A 16,716-nucleotide genomic window follows, 5' to 3' on the forward strand; every position below is an offset into this window, starting at 1 on the left:
TTTGTACTCACCCTCTCGGGCTTTCCTCCGGGCTTTTCCCTTCGGTCTTGCGTTCTTGCGTTTCCGACTCTATCAGACTCTTTCGTGTCCGATTCTCCGTCGGAGCGGGGCCGCCTTCCAGTTTTCCGCTTTCGCGTTTCCCTTTCCGGCGAGTCCGACTTTATCAGAGTGATCCGAGTCGGATTCCCACCCTCATTCGGAAGGTCCCGGGCACGTGATTAACTCGGGTTCCCGTCGAGGTGGAGCCGTAAACGTACTGGAGCGGGGGGCCTCGAAGCAAATCGAGGCCCCCCGCTCCGGGTGACGCATCGGACGATGCGTCAGACGCGTCAGACCTCGACCACCACGGGCAGGATCATCGGACGCCTGCGGTACGTGTCCGAGACCCACTTGCCCACCGTGCGGCGCACGAGCTGCTGGAGCTGGTGCGGCTCCGCGACGCCGTCCGCGGCCGCCTTGCCGATGGCCTCTTCGACCTTGGGCAGTACGGCGGAGAACGCGGTGTCCTCGATGCCCGAGCCGCGGGCCTGGAAGTGCGGGCCGCCGACGACCTTGCCCGTGGTGGAGTCGACCACCACGAAGACCGAGATGATGCCCTCGTCTCCGAGGATGCGGCGGTCCTTGAGGGAGGTCTCGGTGACATCGCCGACCGACAGACCGTCCACGTAGACGTAGCCGGCCTGGACCTTGCCCACGATTCTCGCCCTGCCGTCGACCAGGTCGACGACCACGCCGTCCTCCGCGATGACGATGTGGTCCTTGGGAACCCCGGTCAGCGCGCCCAGTTCGGCGTTGGCGCGCAGGTGGCGCCATTCGCCGTGGACCGGCATCAGGTTCTTGGGCTTGCAGATGTTGTAGAAGTACAGGAGCTCGCCGGCCGAGGCGTGGCCCGAGACATGGACCTTGGCGTTGCCCTTGTGGATGACGTTCGCGCCCCATCGGGTCAGGCCGTTGATCACGCGGTAGACCGCGTTCTCGTTGCCCGGGATGAGCGACGACGCCAGAATGACCGTGTCGCCCTGGACGATACGGATCTGGTGATCGCGGTTGGCCATGCGCGAGAGCGCGGCCATCGGCTCGCCCTGGGAGCCGGTGCAGACGAGGACGACCTCGTGGTCGGGGAGATCGTCGAGTGTCTTCACGTCGACGACCAGACCGGCCGGGACCCGGAGGTAGCCCAGATCACGGGCGATGCCCATGTTGCGGACCATCGAGCGGCCGACGAAGGCGACTCTGCGCCCGTACTCGTGCGCCGCGTCGAGGATCTGCTGGATGCGGTGGACGTGGCTCGCGAAGCTCGCCACGATGATCCGCTTCTGCGCGTTCGCGAAGACCTGTCGCAGGACGTTCGAGATGTCGCGCTCGGGCGGGACGAAGCCCGGGACCTCCGCGTTGGTGGAGTCCGAGAGCAGCAGGTCGATGCCCTCCTCGCCGAGCTTGGCGAAGGTGGGCAGGTCGGTGAGCCTGCGGTCCAGCGGGAGTTGGTCCATCTTGAAGTCGCCGGTGTGGACCGCCATTCCCGCGGGGGTGCGGATGGCGACGGCCAGGGCGTCCGGGATGGAGTGGTTGACCGCGACGAACTCGCAGTCGAACGGGCCGATGCGCTCGCGGTGGCCCTCGGTGACCTCAAGGGTGTACGGGCGGATGCGGTGCTCCTGGAGCTTCGCCTCGATCAGCGCGAGGGTCAGCTTGGAGCCGATCAGCGGGATGTCCGGCTTCAGCCGGAGCAGGAACGGGACACCGCCGATGTGGTCCTCGTGGCCGTGGGTGAGCACGACCCCGTCGATGTCGTCGAGGCGGTCCCGGATGGTGGTGAAGTCCGGCAGGATCAGGTCGATGCCGGGCTGCTCCTCCTCGGGGAAGAGGACGCCGCAGTCGACGATGAGCAGACGGCCGTTGTACTCGAAGACCGTCATGTTGCGGCCGATCTCGCCCAGACCGCCGAGCGGGGTGACACGCAGGCCGTTCTTGGGCAGCTTCGGCGGCGCGCCGAGTTCAGGATGCGGATGACTCAAAAGACTCTCCTCACCACACGCGCCACGTGCCGCAGAGGCACGTGGCGCGCATGACATTCGTGCACTTGCTGTTGTCTGTATGGACCGTTGTCCGGTGAAACCGATGTGTCGGTTTTGTCTCGATGGGCTATGTCTTCGCGTATTCAGTTGTGAAGTCTGTGATTAGAGCTGTACCCCGCCGGCCGCCAGATCGATCTTGAGCTGAGCCGTTTCATGGTCGGACAGCTCGACGAGCGGGAGGCGCAGCGGTCCGGCCGGCAGCTTCTGCAGCGTGAGCGCGGCCTTGGTGGTGATGACGCCCTGGGTGCGGAACATGCCGGTGAACACCGGGAGCAGCTTCTGGTGGATCTCGGTGGCCTTGTGGACGTCACCGGTGAGGTGGGCGTCGAGGAGTTCGCGCAGCTCCGGGGTGACCACATGGCCGACGACGGAGACGAAGCCGACCGCGCCGACGGAGAGCAGCGGGAGGTTGAGCATGTCGTCGCCGGAGTACCAGGCGAGGCCGGACTGGGCGATGGCCCAGCTGGCGCGGCCGAGGTCGCCCTTGGCGTCCTTGTTGGCGACGATGCGCGGGTGCTGGGCGAGACGGACGATCGTCTCGGTGTCGATGGGGACACCGCTGCGGCCCGGGATGTCGTAGAGCATGACCGGCAGTCCTGTCGCGTCCGCGATGGCGGAGAAGTGCCGGAAAAGGCCTTCCTGCGGCGGCTTGTTGTAGTACGGGGTCACCGCGAGCAGTCCGTGCGCTCCGGCGCGTTCGGCTGTGCGGGCCAGTTCCAGGCTGTGGCGGGTGTCGTTGGTGCCGACGCCGGCGACGATATGGGCCCGGTCTCCCACGGCCTCCAGGACGGCCCGTACCAGCTGCTCTTTCTCCGCGTCGCTGGTGGTCGGCGACTCACCGGTGGTGCCGTTCAGGACCAGGCCGTCGTTGCCCGCGTCCACGAGGTGGACGGCGAGCCGCTGGGCACCGTCGAGGTCGATTGCGCCGTCCGCCGTGAAGGGCGTGACCATCGCGGTGAGGACCCGCCCGAAGGGGGTCTGCGGAGTGGAGATCGGAGCCATGGGTAACACGCTACTCGCTGCTCAGCTCACCGTGTCCCTTTGGGGGACGGGACAAGAGGAGCCCGGCACTGCCTGCTCGGGGGTTCAAGCAGTGCCGGGTCCGTTTGATCAGCCTAGATGAACTTCTCGAAACGCCGCAATCCGGACACTTCACTCGGCCGACCGTACATCTGTGCCCCGGACAGGCCCGGAGCGCCTTCTAGGGGGCGACCCGGCCGTTGGCATTGAAGGCCGCGTGGGTGAGGGGCATGAGCTTCGCCCAGTGCTCCTCCATCCGCTCTCCGACCATCTCGATCTCCCGCTGCGGGAAGGACGGGGTCCTGGCCTGTTCGTGCTGGGTGCGCAGGCCGAGGAAGTGCATCAGCGAGCGTGCGTTGCAGGTGGCGTACATCGACGAGAAGAGCCCGACGGGCAGCACGGAACGGGCCACCTCACGGGCCACGCCCGCCGCCAGCATCTCCTGGTAGGCCTCGTACGCCCGCGCGTAGGAGTCCTCCATGACGCGGGCGGTCAGCTCCTGCTGCTCACGGGTGCCGTCGACGAACACGTACTTCCCGGGACGGCCCTCCTGGACGAGCTTGCGCGACGCGTCGGGCACGTAGAAGACCGGCTGGAGCTCGCGGTAACGGCCCGACTCCTCGTTGTACGACCAGCCCACGCGGTGCCGCATGAACTCGCGGAAGACGAAGATCGGGGCGCTGATGAAGAACGTCATCGAGTTGTGCTCGAAGGGGCTGCCGTGGCGGTCCCTCATCAGGAAATTGATGAGTCCCTTAGACCGCTCGGGGTCCTTCGAGAGCTCTTCCAGGGACTGCTCGCCGGCGGTGGAGACGCGCGCGGCCCACAGCACATCGGAGTCACCGGCGGCGTGCTTGACCAGCTCGACGGTGACATCGCTGCGGAAGCTCGGTTTGGTCTCGGCGGGGGTGTCGCTCACCGGCGGGGTCCTTCCATTCGCATCGCACGGGCGGCGCCCACTCTACGGCTCGGCACTGACAGCGACGGACGGGCCGGTCTCGCTCGGCTTCCTTGGTCAATTCGGGGAATTAGGGCACCGAATGGGGCTGTTGTTCGTCTCACTGAGTAGCAGCTGGCACACCAGCGGCGTTCCATCACGAGAATCGCAAGGAGAGTCCCTCCATGTTCCGCCGGCGAGAGGCCGTCCCGTTCGCATTCGTCGCCGAAGCCGACAGCTTCCGCAGTAACGTCGCGCCCCCGCCCAGACAGCGGGCCGGCACATCCGAGCTCGTCAGCCGTACGCTGATCGGGCTGACCGTCGTCGCCGGGTTCACCGGCGCGCTGCTTTTCGGGCTGCCGTCCCTGGACACGAATCAGTCGGCCGGCCATACGCAGCAGTCCGAGGCGTCACAGGGCCGCTGACTCGTCCGGCCCCCCTGGGGTGGTCCGGTCGGGCCGGGGATCGATAGCCTCACCGGGCACAGCAATCGAGCGTGCTTGTGAGTGAGGATCAGTCGTGCCCCTGCCCTTCTTGACGGCCGACCGGGCTTTTGACGCGACCGATGACGTCGCGCTGCCCTTCGACGATCATGATCATTGGCGGCGTCCGTACCGCCCAGGCCCCTGGCGCGTGGTGGCGGCGGCGCTGCTTCTGCTGCTCGCCTCGTTCGTTCTGCTCGCGGCGATGATCATCGCGTTCGCGGGCGCGCTGTCCGGTGCGACGGTGTGTCTGGTGGTCGCCGGGGTGGTGATCGCCGTCGCCCTGCGCCTGCTCCGCGCGGGTGCGTGGGTGAGCCGGCACGGCGTACGCCGGGTGGGCCTGCTGCTGACGAAGACCGTGTCCTGGGACCAGGTCACGGCCGTGCGCACCGTCCAGCAGCCGGTTCGCTGGCTCGGGCTGCCGCGCACCGTACAGGGGCAGGCGCTCGTTCTCGTACGCCGGCAGGGTGAGCCGATGCAGCTGCTCACCGATCACAACGCGGACTTCCTGTCGCGTGGTGAGGCGTTCGACCGGGCCGCCGACACCGTGGAGGCCTGGGGCGACGAGTACCGAGGCGCCTGACGTCGTCGTACGGACAGTCGTACGGACAGAAGAGCGGTACGAGCGGGGTCCGGCCGTGGCAGGCCGGGCCCCGCTCTGTCGTGCGCTCCCCGGGCGCTCCCTGGGCGGCCGGGGTGGTCAGACCCGTACGGGCTTGCCGTCGCGGAGCGCGATGGCCCGCTGCATCGCTTTGCGGGCGCGGGGGGTGTCCCGGGCGTCGTGGTAGGCGACCGCCAGCCGGAACCAGCAGCGCCAGTCGTCGGGTGAGTCCTCGGTCTCGGCCCGGCGCTCGGCGAAGACGGCGTCCGCGGAGTCCCGGTCGATCCGGCCCCCGGCCGTACGTACGAGCGTGTCGACCGGCAGGCCGCCCTCGGCGTCCAGCTCCGCCGCGAGCCGGTTGGCGCGGGCGACGAACTGGGTGGTCTTCCAGAGGAACCAGACACCGATGAGTGGCAGGACCAGCACGGCGACACCGAAGGTGACGGTGAGCGCCGTGCCGTGTTCGATCAGCAGCACTCCCCGGCTGCCGACCAGGACGAAGTAGACGACCAGGACGGCCGCCGTGACGCAGTAGGTGATCTTCGCACGCATGGGCTCAGCTCAGGTCGAGGAAGTGTTCGAGGCCGAAGGTGAGGCCGGGGGCGGAGACCACACGCCGCACACCGAGCAGGATGCCCGGCATGAAGCTGCTGTGGTGCAGGGAGTCGTGCCGGACGGTGAGGGTCTCGCCCTCGCCGCCGAGGATGACCTCCTGGTGGGCGAGGAGGCCGCGGAGCCGTACGGAGTGCACCGGCACCCCGTCGACATCGGCGCCGCGCGCGCCGTCCAGCGCCGTGACCGTGGCGTCGGGCTGCGGGGCGCTGCCCGCCGCCGTGCGGGCCGCCGCGATCAGCTGGGCCGTACGGACGGCGGTGCCGGAGGGCGCGTCGACCTTGTTCGGGTGGTGCAGTTCGACGATCTCGACCGACTCGAAGTAGCGGGCCGCCGTCTCGGAGAACTTCATGGTGAGAACCGCGCCGATGGAGAAGTTCGGCGCGATCAGCACGCCCGTCTCCGGGGAGGCGGCCAGCGAGGTGTTCAGCTGCGCGAGCCGCTCGTCGGTCCAGCCCGTGGTGCCGACGACCGCGTGGATTCCATGGCGTACACAGAAGTCGAGGTTGCCCATCACCGAGGCCGGGGTGGTGAGTTCCACCGCGACCTGGGCGCCGGTCTCGACCAGGGTCTCCAGCTTGTCGCCCCGGCCGAGGGCCGCGACCAGTTCCAGGTCGTCGGCGGCCTCGACGGCCCGTACCGCCTCGGCGCCGATACGGCCCCGGGCTCCGAGAACGGCCACGCGCAGCTTGCTCATTGCTCTGCTTCCTTCAGCGTCGGGGTGCGGCCCGGTCAGGAGACCACGTCGTCGAGGCGGTCCGCGTGCTTGTCCTTGAGGGGTCCGATGACGGACAGCGAGGGACGGTGTCCCAGTACATCGCGGGCGACCGCGCGTACGTCGTCGGGGGTGACGGCGGATATCCGCCCCAGCATGTCGTCCACGGACATCTGGGCGCCCCAGCACAGCTCGCTCTTGCCGATCCGGTTCATCAGCGCGCCGGTGTCCTCCAGGCCGAGGACGGTGGAGCCGGAGAGCTGGCCGATGGCGCGGCCGATCTCCTCGTCGCTGAGTCCGTCCTCGGCGGCCCGGTCGAGCTCGTCGCGGCAGATCTTCAGGACGTCGTGGACCTGGCTGGGCCGGCAGCCCGCGTAGACCCCGAAGAGGCCGCAGTCGGCGAAGCCCGAGGTGTACGAGTAGACGCTGTAGGCGAGCCCGCGCTTCTCCCGTACCTCCTGGAAGAGCCGGGAGCTCATCCCGCCGCCGAGAGCGGTGTTCAGGACGCCGAGCGCCCAGCGGCGCTCGTCGGTGCGCGCCAGGCCCGGCATGCCGAGGACGACATGGGCCTGCTCGGTCTTGCGGTTCAGCAGGTCCACCCGGCCCGCGGTGCGCACGGCGCGGCTGCCGTCGCGGGGGGCCACGGGTGTGGCGTCCGTACGGGACAGGGCGCCGGCCTTCTCGAACGCCTTGCGGACCTGCCGTACCACCGTGGCGTGGTCGATGTTGCCCGCGGCGGCGACGATGAGACGCGTCGGGTCGTAGTGCTTCTTGTAGAAGCGCGCGATCCGGTCGCGGTCGAGGGCGTTGATGGTGTCGACGGTGCCGAGGACCGGCCGGCCGAGGGGGGAGTCGCCGAACATGGTCTGCGCGAACAGGTCGTGTACGCAGTCGCCCGGGTCGTCCTCGGTCATGGCGATCTCTTCGAGGATCACCCCGCGCTCGGCGTCGACGTCGACGGCCTCGATGAGCGAGCCGGTGAGCATGTCGCAGACGACGTCGATGGCCAGCGGGAGATCGGTGTCGAGCACCCGCGCGTAGTAGCAGGTGTACTCCTTCGCCGTGAAGGCGTTCATCTCACCGCCGACCGCGTCGATGGCGGACGAGATGTCGAGGGCGCTGCGCCGGGCCGTGCCCTTGAAGAGGAGGTGCTCCAGATAGTGCGTGGCGCCGTTGAGCGCCGGGGTCTCGTCGCGGGAGCCGACCTGCACCCAGATCCCGAAGGTCGCGGAGCGTACCGACGGGAGGGTTTCGGTGACGACGCGCAGGCCGCCGGGGAGGGTGGTCCGGCGGACCGTACCGATGCCGTTCTCGCCCTTGAGCAGGGTTTGGGTACGGGCGACGGCCCGCGCCTCCGAGGAGGTGCGGGCCGTCGTCCTGGAGCTGGCTGTCACTTCGCGGCTTCGTCCTTCGCCTCTTCGGACTCGCCGGCCTCTTCACCCTCGATGACGGGGATCAGGGAGAGCTTGCCGCGCTGGTCGATCTCGGCGATCTCGACCTGGACCTTCTGGCCCACGCCGAGGACGTCCTCGACGTTCTCCACGCGCTTGCCGCCGGCGAGCTTGCGGATCTGCGAGATGTGCAGCAGACCGTCCTTGCCCGGGAGCAGCGACACGAACGCACCGAAGGTGGTGGTCTTGACGACCGTGCCCAGGTAACGCTCGCCGACCTCCGGCATGGTCGGGTTGGCGATGCCGTTGATCGTGGCGCGGGCGGCCTCGGCGGCCGGTCCGTCGGCGGCACCGATGTAGATGGTGCCGTCGTCCTCGATCGTGATGTCGGCGCCGGTGTCCTCCTGGATCTGGTTGATCATCTTGCCCTTGGGGCCGATGACCTCACCGATCTTGTCCACCGGGATCTTGACGGTGATGATCCGCGGGGCGTTCGGGGACATCTCGTCCGGGACGTCGATGGCCTCGTTCATCACATCGAGGATGTGGAGGCGGGCGTCGCGGGCCTGCTTCAGCGCGGCGGCCAGGACCGAGGCGGGGATGCCGTCGAGCTTGGTGTCGAGCTGGAGCGCGGTGACGAAGGTCTTCGTACCGGCGACCTTGAAGTCCATGTCGCCGTAGGCGTCCTCCGCACCGAGGATGTCGGTGAGGGCGACGTAGTGCGTCTTGCCGTCGATCTCCTGCGAGATCAGGCCCATGGCGATACCGGCGACGGGGGCCTTGAGCGGCACACCGGCGTTCAGCAGCGACATGGTGGAGGCGCAGACCGAGCCCATGGACGTCGAGCCGTTGGAGCCCAGCGCCTCGGAGACCTGGCGGATCGCGTACGGGAACTCCTCGCGCGTCGGCAGCACCGGCACGATCGCGCGCTCGGCGAGCGCGCCGTGGCCGATCTCGCGGCGCTTCGGGGAGCCGACGCGGCCGGTCTCACCGACGGAGTAGGGCGGGAAGTTGTAGTTGTGCATGTAGCGCTTGCGGGTCACCGGCGAGAGGGTGTCCAGCTGCTGCTCCATGCGGAGCATGTTGAGAGTGGTGACGCCCAGGATCTGGGTCTCGCCACGCTCGAAGAGCGCCGAGCCGTGCACGCGCGGGATGGCCTCGACCTCGGCGGCGAGCGTACGGATGTCCGTGACGCCGCGGCCGTCGATGCGGACCTTGTCCTTGATGACGCGCTCGCGGACCAGGGACTTGGTCAGCGCGCGGTAGGCACCGGAGATCTCCTTCTCGCGGCCCTCGAACTGCGGGAGCAGCTTCTCGGCGGCGAGCTCCTTGACGCGGTCCAGCTCGGCCTCGCGGTCCTGCTTGCCGGCGATGGTGAGCGCCTGGGAGAGCTCGCTCTTGACGGCGGCGGTCAGCGCCTCCAGGACGTCGTCCTGGTAGTCGAGGAAGACCGGGAACTCACCGGTGGGCTTGGCGGCCTTGGCGGCGAGGTCGGACTGGGCCTTGCACAGCGCCTTGATGAAGGGCTTCGCGGCTTCCAGACCGGCGGCGACGATCTCCTCGGTGGGAGCCTCGGCGCCGTCCTTGACGAGCTGGATGGTCTTCTCGGTGGCCTCGGCCTCGACCATCATGATCGCGACATCGCCGTCGTCCAGGACACGGCCGGCGACGACCATGTCGAAGACGGCGTCCTCCAGCTCGGTGTGGGTCGGGAAGGCGACCCACTGGCCCTTGATCAGGGCGACACGGGTGCCGCCGATCGGGCCGGAGAAGGGCAGGCCGGCCAGCTGCGTGGAGCAGGAGGCGGCGTTGATGGCGACCACGTCGTACAGGTGGTCGGGGTTGAGCGCCATGATCGTCTCGACGATCTGGATCTCGTTGCGCAGGCCCTTCCTGAAGGAGGGGCGCAGCGGGCGGTCGATCAGGCGGCAGGTGAGGATCGCGTCCTCGGACGGCCGGCCCTCCCGGCGGAAGAAGGAGCCGGGGATCTTGCCGGCCGCGTACATCCGCTCCTCGACGTCCACCGTCAGGGGGAAGAAGTCGAGCTGGTCCTTGGGCTTCTTGGAGGCGGTGGTGGCCGACAGCACCATGGTGTCGTCGTCCAGGTAGGCCACGGCGGAACCGGCGGCCTGCTTGGCCAGCCGTCCCGTCTCGAAGCGGATGGTGCGGGTGCCGAAGGTTCCGTTGTCGATAACGGCTTCGGCGTAGTGGGTCTCGTTCTCCACTAGTGTTTTCTCCTCGTGTTCGTCCGGTGCCCGTGTGGCAGGGGACGTGGCGGAGAAGCGCTCCTTGGTGCGGGCCGGTCTTCGATCGAAGCACCCGGGCCCGCGGCATGGGCCGCGCGCCATCCGGGAGCCACTACCGAGGACCGGCGGCGGCGGAGTTCGCTCCTCCTCTTCAGTTGTGCTCGTGCGACCAGATTACTGAGCTTCGCCGCGGGATGACATTCCGGTTGTCCCGGGCGGGGCGCTCGTGGGCCCGGTACGGGGGTGGTCGGCCCACTCGTACCCCGGCGCGTGCGCGACAGAACGTGCGCGCGTACGCGAAAGGAGCGGCCCCCTGGAAGTGGGAACCGCTCCCTTCACGGTGTCTTACTTGGCACCGCCGGCCGCACCGCGGCGGATGCCCAGGCGGTCGACCAGCGTACGGAAGCGCTGGATGTCCTTCTTGGCCAGGTACTGCAGCAGCCGACGGCGCTGACCGACCAGGATGAGCAGACCACGACGGGAGTGGTGGTCGTGCTTGTGGGTCTTGAGGTGCTCGGTCAGGTCCGAGATCCGGCGCGACAGCATGGCGACCTGGACCTCGGGGGAGCCGGTGTCACCTTCCTTGGTGCCGAACTCGGTCATGATCTGCTTCTTCGTAGCGGCGTCGAGCGACACGCGTACTCCTCGTGGGTCTTCGTGGCCACCGAGTGCCCCAGGTCGAATACTCTGGGGAGCTTCCGTTACTCGGGAGGCGGGGATCCGTTGGGCGCTGCTCCGGACGGTCCCGGAACGCGTACACAAACGGCCGCTACGTAGCGTACCAGCCCCGTCAGGAGGTCAGCGCCCGGATGGAGTGGTAGACGTCGAAGACCGCCAGACAGAGCGGTACGAGCGTCAGCAGGACGAAGGCCTCCGCGATCTCCAGGAAGCGGCCCCAGAAGGGGGTCACGCCCTTGCTCGGGACGATCAGGCCGATGGCGGTGATCAGGGCGGCGACGGCCGCGACCGCGGTGGTGAGCCAGACCGTACGGATGTCGAGCGCCGTGCCGTCACCCCGCAGGGCCTCGTGGATCAGCTCCGTGGGCGGGTTGAGGCAGAGCCCCAGCACCAGCAGCGCCAGGGCACCGAGGCCCGCCGCCAGGGCGCAGCCGACCTGGGCGGTGTAGCGGAAGAGATGGGCGCGCATCAGCATGGCGATGCCGGTGGCGAGCGCGAGCAGCTGTCCCCATACGTTGTCGGAGAAGCCGAGCACCGCGGCGGCGCCCACGGCCACCAGCGCGCAGCCGCCGACCAGGCCGACCAGCAGTTCATGACCGCGCCGGGCCTGGGCCGCGATGCGCTCGGCGTCGACCGGGCCCTGGGGGACCGGGTCGGTGCCGTAGTCGCCGACGGACGAACGGGGCGGCTCGAAGCCGATGGGGAGCCGGGCGAAGCGGGTGGAGAGGCCGGGCAGGAACGCCAGGGTTCCCACGGCGAGCGGGGCGCAGACGGCGGCGGTCTCGGCGGGGCCCATGTCGGTCAGGATCGCGACGAAGGTCACCAGCAGACCGACGGCGGCGGCGAACACGAACGCGACGAACGCGCCGTCCCCGCTCGGAGTGACGATCATCAGGATCACCGCGGCGACGAGCACGGCGCCGCAGGCGAGCAGGAACTGCAGCCTGCCGGTGCCCTGGCCCTGCGCGAGCGACAGCAGTCCGGAGCCGGCGACGGCGGCGTTGGCCAGTGATCCGATGCCGAGGGCGATGGACGAGCCCCGGTCGTCGTAGATCCGGGCGCGTACGCCGGCGAGCGCGAGCAGCAGGACGGCCGTGACGGCGGCCAGGATGCCGGGCAGGCCGTGCATGTCGTGCCGGGGGTCGGCGGTCCACAGGACGAAGGAGAGCAGGACCAGCAGGACCGAGCCGCCGAAGAGCCCGGCGCCGCGCATCAGGCCGTCGGTCCAGAGCGTGCTGTCGCGGGCGACGGCGGAGGCGACGGCGTCCGAGACGTCGTCGAAGACCGCCGGCGGCAGGGACTCGGCGAAGGGCCGCATCGAGAGCAGTTCGCCGTCGAGGATGCGCTGGGCCGCCAGGGAGCGCGCGCTGTCGAGTACGGTGCCGTCCCTGCGTACCAGGTGGTACCCGACGGGGGCGCCCTCCGCGGGGCTCTGTCCCGACAGCCTGAGGATCTCCGGGTAGAGATCGGCGATGGGGATGTCCTCGGGCAGTGCCACATCGACGCGGCCGTCCGGCGCGACGACCGTGATCCGGCAGAAGCCGGTCCCGCCGCCGGCCGGAGCCACGGGACCGGGGTGACCGGTTCCTGCGGCAGCCGCTCGGGCCGTCTGGGCCGTCATACTCACCTGCTGTTCCCCCTTGTGGTTCTGATGCATCGTGCGCGTGGACCGGGTACGTGGATCCGATGCGCGGAGACCGTGCGCGGATCGTGTGCGTGGGCGGGTCCTGTGCGTGGATCGTGTGGATCGTGGGCCGCGTGCTGATACCGGGCCTTGCACTACGACCCGAATCACCCTGTTTTTTGCAGTAGTTCACGGGTGCGCAAACGCGTCGCGCCACCCTACCGCCATGCCTCCTTCCGCCACGCAAGTAGGATCCCTCCCCGCGGATGGAACCCGTCGCCACGGGGGCGCCGATAGGAAACATTCCGTCCGGCAAGGGAATTGGTGAGCTGTGAGCCAGATCGTCGTCAAGCGCCCACCACGGGTCCTGCCTGCCGAAGTACCCGGCGAGCAGGTGCAAGTGCAACCTCCGCCCGAGCTGCCGCGAGGACAGCAGGAGGGCGCGCTGATGCAGCTGCTGCCGATGCTGGGCATGGGCGGTTCGGTCGTCTTCTTCTTCATGACCCCGAACCCGATCATGCGGATCATGGGCATGGTGATGATCGCGTCGACGGTCGCCATGGCCATCGCGATGCTGGTCCGCTACCGCCGGGGCACCCAGGGCCAGCTCGCCGACATGCGGCGCGACTATCTCAAGTACCTGACGCAGACACGGCGCACGGTACTGCGCACCGCGCGCCTCCAGCGTGACGCGCAGTACTACCTCCATCCGTCGCCTGAGCAGCTGTGGGCGCTGGTCGCCGAGGGCAGCCGGGTGTGGGAACGCCGGGTGGGCGACGTCGACTTCGGGCAGGTGCGCATCGGTCTGGGCAACCAGCAGCTCGCGACCCCGCTCATCGCGCCCGAGACGGCGCCGGTGGACGATCTGGAGCCGCTCACCGCGGGCGCGATGCAGCAGTTCCTGACCGCGCACAGCACGCTGGGCGGGCTGCCGATGGCCGTCTCGCTGCGCGCCTTCTACCACCTGACGGTCAGTGGGGAGCCGGAGTGCGTACGCTCCACGGCCCGCGCGGTGGTCTGCTCGCTCGCCGCGCTGCACTCCCCCGACGATCTGGTCATCGCCGTCGCCGCCGGGCGCGAGGCGGCCCCGCGGTGGGAGTGGACGAAGTGGCTGCCGCATGTGCAGGTCCCGGGCAGCACGGACGGCGCGGGCAGCCGGCGGCTGATCACCACCGACGCGCGGGAGCTGGAAGAGCTGCTGGGGAGCCGCCTGGAGGGCCGTCCGCGCTTCCAGCCCGGCGGTCAGCCGCTGCTCGACCAGCCGCACATCGTCGTCGTACTCGACGGCCAGTCGGTACCCGCCATGTCGGCGCTCGCCGCGGCGGAGGGCCTCCAGGGCGTGACGGTCATCGAGGTCGTCCCGGGCGAGGTCACCGGCGCGCGCGGCGGACTGTCCGTGGTCGTCCACCCCGACTCGCTGCAACTGGAGTCCGGGCACGGCCTGGTGTACGACGGCGCGCCCGACCAGCTGAGCGCCGAGGGCGCCGAGGCGCTCGCCCGCCAGCTGGCGCCGCTCGCCGTCGCCTCGGGCGGCGACGACGACGAACCGCTGCTCGCCAACCTCGACTTCACCGATCTGCTGAATCTGGGCGACGCGGCCTCCGTCGACGTCACCCGCACCTGGCGCCCGCGCTCCCAGGCGGAGCGGCTGCGGGTCCCGATCGGTGTCGGCGAGGACGGCACCCCGGTGATGCTGGACCTGAAGGAGGCCGCGCAGGAGGGCATGGGTCCGCACGGTCTGTGTGTGGGCGCGACCGGCTCCGGCAAGTCCGAGCTGCTGCGTACGCTCGTACTGGGCCTGGCCGTCACGCACTCCTCGGAGACCCTCAACTTCGTCCTCGCGGACTTCAAGGGCGGCGCGACCTTCGCCGGGATGTCGCAGATGCCGCATGTCGCCGCGGTGATCACCAACCTCGCGGACGATCTGACGTTGGTGGACCGCATGGGCGACTCCATCCGCGGTGAGCTCAACCGCCGGCAGGAGATGCTGCGCGACGCGGGCAACTACGCGAACATCCACGACTACGAGAAGGCGCGGGCCGCGGGCGCGCCCCTCCAGCCCATCCCCTCCCTCGTACTGGTCATCGACGAGTTCAGCGAACTGCTCACCGCCATGCCGGACTTCATCGAGATGTTCGTGCAGATCGGGCGCATCGGGCGGTCGCTGGGCGTCCATCTGCTGCTGGCCTCGCAGCGGTTGGAGGAGGGCCGGCTGCGCGGTCTGGAGACCTATCTGTCGTACCGGATCGGTCTGCGGACGTTCTCCGCGGCCGAGTCCCGCGCGGCGCTGGGCGTGCCCGACGCGTACCAGCTGCCCAATGTGCCCGGCTCCGGGTATCTGAAGTTCGGTACGGACGAGATGGTGCGGTTCAAGGCCGCCTACGTCTCCGGTGTGTACCGCACGAACCAGCAGCGGGCGACGGCCCCCGGCGGACCGCTCCCGGTGGACCGCAGGCCCGTGGCGTTCACGGCGGCTCCGGTGCCCGTACGGTACGTCGAGCCGAGCACCACCCGGCCCGACGTGCCCGAGGCGCGTACGAGCGAGGACGACGCGCTGGCCGACTCCGTACTCGATGTGATCGTGCGACGGCTGGAGGGGCGGGGCGCGGAGGCGCACCAGGTGTGGCTGCCCCCGCTGGACAACCCGCCGGCGCTCGACGAACTGCTTCCGGGACTCGCGGGGGTGGAGGGACGCGGGCTGACGCAGCCCGGGTTCGAGGGCGCGGGCCGTCTCGTCGTACCGCTCGGTGTGGTCGACAAGCCGTACGAGCAGCGCCGCGACACGCTCTACCGGGACTTCTCCGGGGCCGCGGGCCATATGCAGATCGTCGGTGGCCCCCAGTCGGGCAAGTCGACGCTGCTGCGGACGATCATCTCGGCGTTCGCGCTGACCCACACGCCGCAGGAGGTCCAGTTCTACGGTCTCGACTTCGGTGGCGGCGGTATGTCGTCGATCGCGGGCCTGCCGCATGTCGGCGGCGTCGCGTCACGCCTGGACCCCGAGCGGGTGCGGCGCGCCGTCGCCGAGGTGTACGGGATCCTGTCGCGGCGCGAGGAGTACTTCCGCGGCGCGGGCATCGACTCCATCGCCACGTACCGCAGGCTGCGGGCGCGCGGCGACATCTCGCCGACGGACCAGCCGTGGGGTGACGTGTTCCTGGTCATCGACGGCTGGGGCAACTTCCGTTCGGACTACGAGGGCCTGGAGCAGGCCGTCCTCGACATCGCGGCGCGCGGGCTCGGCTACGGCATCCATGTGATCCTCACGGCCTCGCGCTCGATGGAGGTCCGGGCCAACCTCAAGGACCATCTGATGAACCGCCTGGAGCTGCGGCTCGGCGACACCATGGACTCCGAGCTGGACCGCAAGTCCGCGGTCAATGTCCCCTCGGGGGTGCCGGGGCGCGGGCTGACCCCGGAGAAGCTGCACTTCATGGCGGCGGTCCCGAGGATCGACGGGATCAACTCCGACAGCGATCTGTCCGAGGCCACGGCCGCGATGAACCAGGAGGTGTCCCGGCACTGGACGGCGCCGGGCGCTCCCGCCGTACGGCTGCTGCCGCGCGAACTGCCGATGGCGGACCTCCCGGCGGGCTTCGCCCACCCGGAGCGCGGGGTCGCCTTCGGTATCGACGAGAACAACCTGGAGCCGGTCTTCGTCAACTTCGAACAGGACCCGTTCTTCCTGGTGTTCGGCGAGAGCGAGGCCGGCAAGACCAACATGCTGCGGCTGCTCATCAAGCAGCTGACCGAGCGGTACGACGGCGACTCGTGCAAGCTCTTCGTGATCGACAACCGGCGCGCGCTGCTGGACGCCACCCCGGCCACGCACCTGGCGGAGTACGTCCCCATGTCCAACAACATGGAGCACCACGTGGACGCCCTGGTCGACCTGATGCGGCGCCGTACGCCGTCGGCGGATGTCACGGCGCAGCAGCTGCGGGACCGCAGCTGGTGGCGCGGCCCGGACGTGTATGTGCTCGTCGACGACTACGACCTGGTCTCGACGTCGAGCGGCAACCCCCTGGGGAAGCTGACGGAGCTGCTGCCCTTCTCGCGCGACGTGGGCGTCCGCTTCATCATCGCCCGCAACGCGGCGGGCGCGAGCAGGGCCGCGTACGAGCCGTTCCTGCAACGGATGACGGAACTCGGCGCACAGGGCGTACTGCTCTCCGGCGACCCGCAGGAAGGTGAGGTGCTCGGCAACGTGAGGATGCGTCCGATGCCGGTAGGCCGGGGCATCTTCGTCTCGCGCCGCCGCGGGAACCCGCTGGTGCAGACGGGCCTGATGCCGGAGGCACACGGCTGACGATCGGGGCGGGGGACGCGGAGGGA

At 69.4% G+C, this 16,716-nt stretch carries 12 protein-coding genes; 3 read left to right on the forward strand and 9 right to left on the reverse strand.

What is annotated here, in order from left to right; translation table 11 throughout:
* Positions 1–329: 329 nt before the first annotated feature.
* From ACIOGX_RS28885 to thyX, 3 genes are all read right to left on the reverse strand, one after another.
* Complete coding sequence (locus ACIOGX_RS28885; RefSeq protein ID WP_356511567.1) at positions 330–2,015, reverse strand: ribonuclease J; 1,686 nt, start codon at positions 2,013–2,015, stop codon at positions 330–332.
* Between the two features lie 162 nt (positions 2,016–2,177).
* Entirely contained in the window at positions 2,178–3,077 is a 900-nt protein-coding gene (gene dapA / locus ACIOGX_RS28890) for a 4-hydroxy-tetrahydrodipicolinate synthase (protein WP_356511565.1), read from the reverse strand.
* 199 nt (positions 3,078–3,276) lie between these two features.
* Entirely contained in the window at positions 3,277–4,014 is a 738-nt protein-coding gene (gene thyX / locus ACIOGX_RS28895) for an FAD-dependent thymidylate synthase (RefSeq protein WP_356511563.1), read from the reverse strand.
* Positions 4,015–4,217: 203 nt separating this feature from the next.
* On the opposite strand from thyX, the gene ACIOGX_RS28900 reads away from it, so the two are divergent.
* Both ACIOGX_RS28900 and ACIOGX_RS28905 read left to right on the forward strand, forming a co-directional pair.
* A complete protein-coding gene (locus ACIOGX_RS28900; protein WP_356511561.1) occupies positions 4,218–4,457 on the forward strand; it encodes a hypothetical protein in 240 nt (79 codons plus the stop codon).
* Positions 4,458–4,551: 94 nt separating this feature from the next.
* Complete coding sequence (locus tag ACIOGX_RS28905; RefSeq protein ID WP_356511559.1) at positions 4,552–5,097, forward strand: hypothetical protein; 546 nt, start codon at positions 4,552–4,554, stop codon at positions 5,095–5,097.
* Between the two features lie 117 nt (positions 5,098–5,214).
* Here the strand turns inward: ACIOGX_RS28905 and ACIOGX_RS28910 are convergent, their stop codons facing one another.
* The 6 genes from ACIOGX_RS28910 to eccD all read right to left on the reverse strand — a co-directional run bounded on the left by ACIOGX_RS28910 (position 5,215) and on the right by eccD (position 12,378).
* On the reverse strand, positions 5,215–5,667 hold the full coding sequence (locus ACIOGX_RS28910; RefSeq protein WP_356511557.1) for a tetratricopeptide repeat protein: 453 nt from the start codon (positions 5,665–5,667) through the stop codon (positions 5,215–5,217).
* A gap of 4 nt (positions 5,668–5,671) precedes the next feature.
* The gene (gene dapB / locus ACIOGX_RS28915; protein WP_129772119.1) at positions 5,672–6,424 is read right to left on the reverse strand and encodes a 4-hydroxy-tetrahydrodipicolinate reductase; all 753 of its coding nucleotides are present in this window, start codon (positions 6,422–6,424) and stop codon (positions 5,672–5,674) included.
* A gap of 35 nt (positions 6,425–6,459) precedes the next feature.
* The gene (locus tag ACIOGX_RS28920; RefSeq protein WP_356511553.1) at positions 6,460–7,836 is read right to left on the reverse strand and encodes a pitrilysin family protein; all 1,377 of its coding nucleotides are present in this window, start codon (positions 7,834–7,836) and stop codon (positions 6,460–6,462) included.
* On the reverse strand, positions 7,833–10,058 hold the full coding sequence (locus ACIOGX_RS28925; RefSeq protein WP_356511551.1) for a polyribonucleotide nucleotidyltransferase: 2,226 nt from the start codon (positions 10,056–10,058) through the stop codon (positions 7,833–7,835). Before ACIOGX_RS28925 ends, ACIOGX_RS28920 begins: the two co-directional genes overlap by 4 nt.
* A 366-nt stretch (positions 10,059–10,424) precedes the next feature.
* The gene (gene rpsO / locus ACIOGX_RS28930) at positions 10,425–10,715 is read right to left on the reverse strand and encodes a 30S ribosomal protein S15 (protein WP_030351649.1); all 291 of its coding nucleotides are present in this window, start codon (positions 10,713–10,715) and stop codon (positions 10,425–10,427) included.
* 154 nt (positions 10,716–10,869) lie between these two features.
* The gene (eccD, locus tag ACIOGX_RS28935) at positions 10,870–12,378 is read right to left on the reverse strand and encodes a type VII secretion integral membrane protein EccD (protein ID WP_401917583.1); all 1,509 of its coding nucleotides are present in this window, start codon (positions 12,376–12,378) and stop codon (positions 10,870–10,872) included.
* A 334-nt stretch (positions 12,379–12,712) separates the two neighbouring features.
* On the opposite strand from eccD, the gene eccCa reads away from it, so the two are divergent.
* Positions 12,713–16,690 carry a type VII secretion protein EccCa gene (gene eccCa / locus ACIOGX_RS28940; RefSeq protein WP_401917585.1) on the forward strand — a complete coding sequence of 1,326 codons (3,978 nt, stop codon included), beginning with the start codon at positions 12,713–12,715 and terminating at the stop codon, positions 16,688–16,690.
* Positions 16,691–16,716 lie beyond the last annotated feature (26 nt).

This window comes from Streptomyces sp. NPDC088147 (genome assembly GCF_044741565.1).
Classification (GTDB): domain Bacteria; phylum Actinomycetota; class Actinomycetes; order Streptomycetales; family Streptomycetaceae; genus Streptomyces.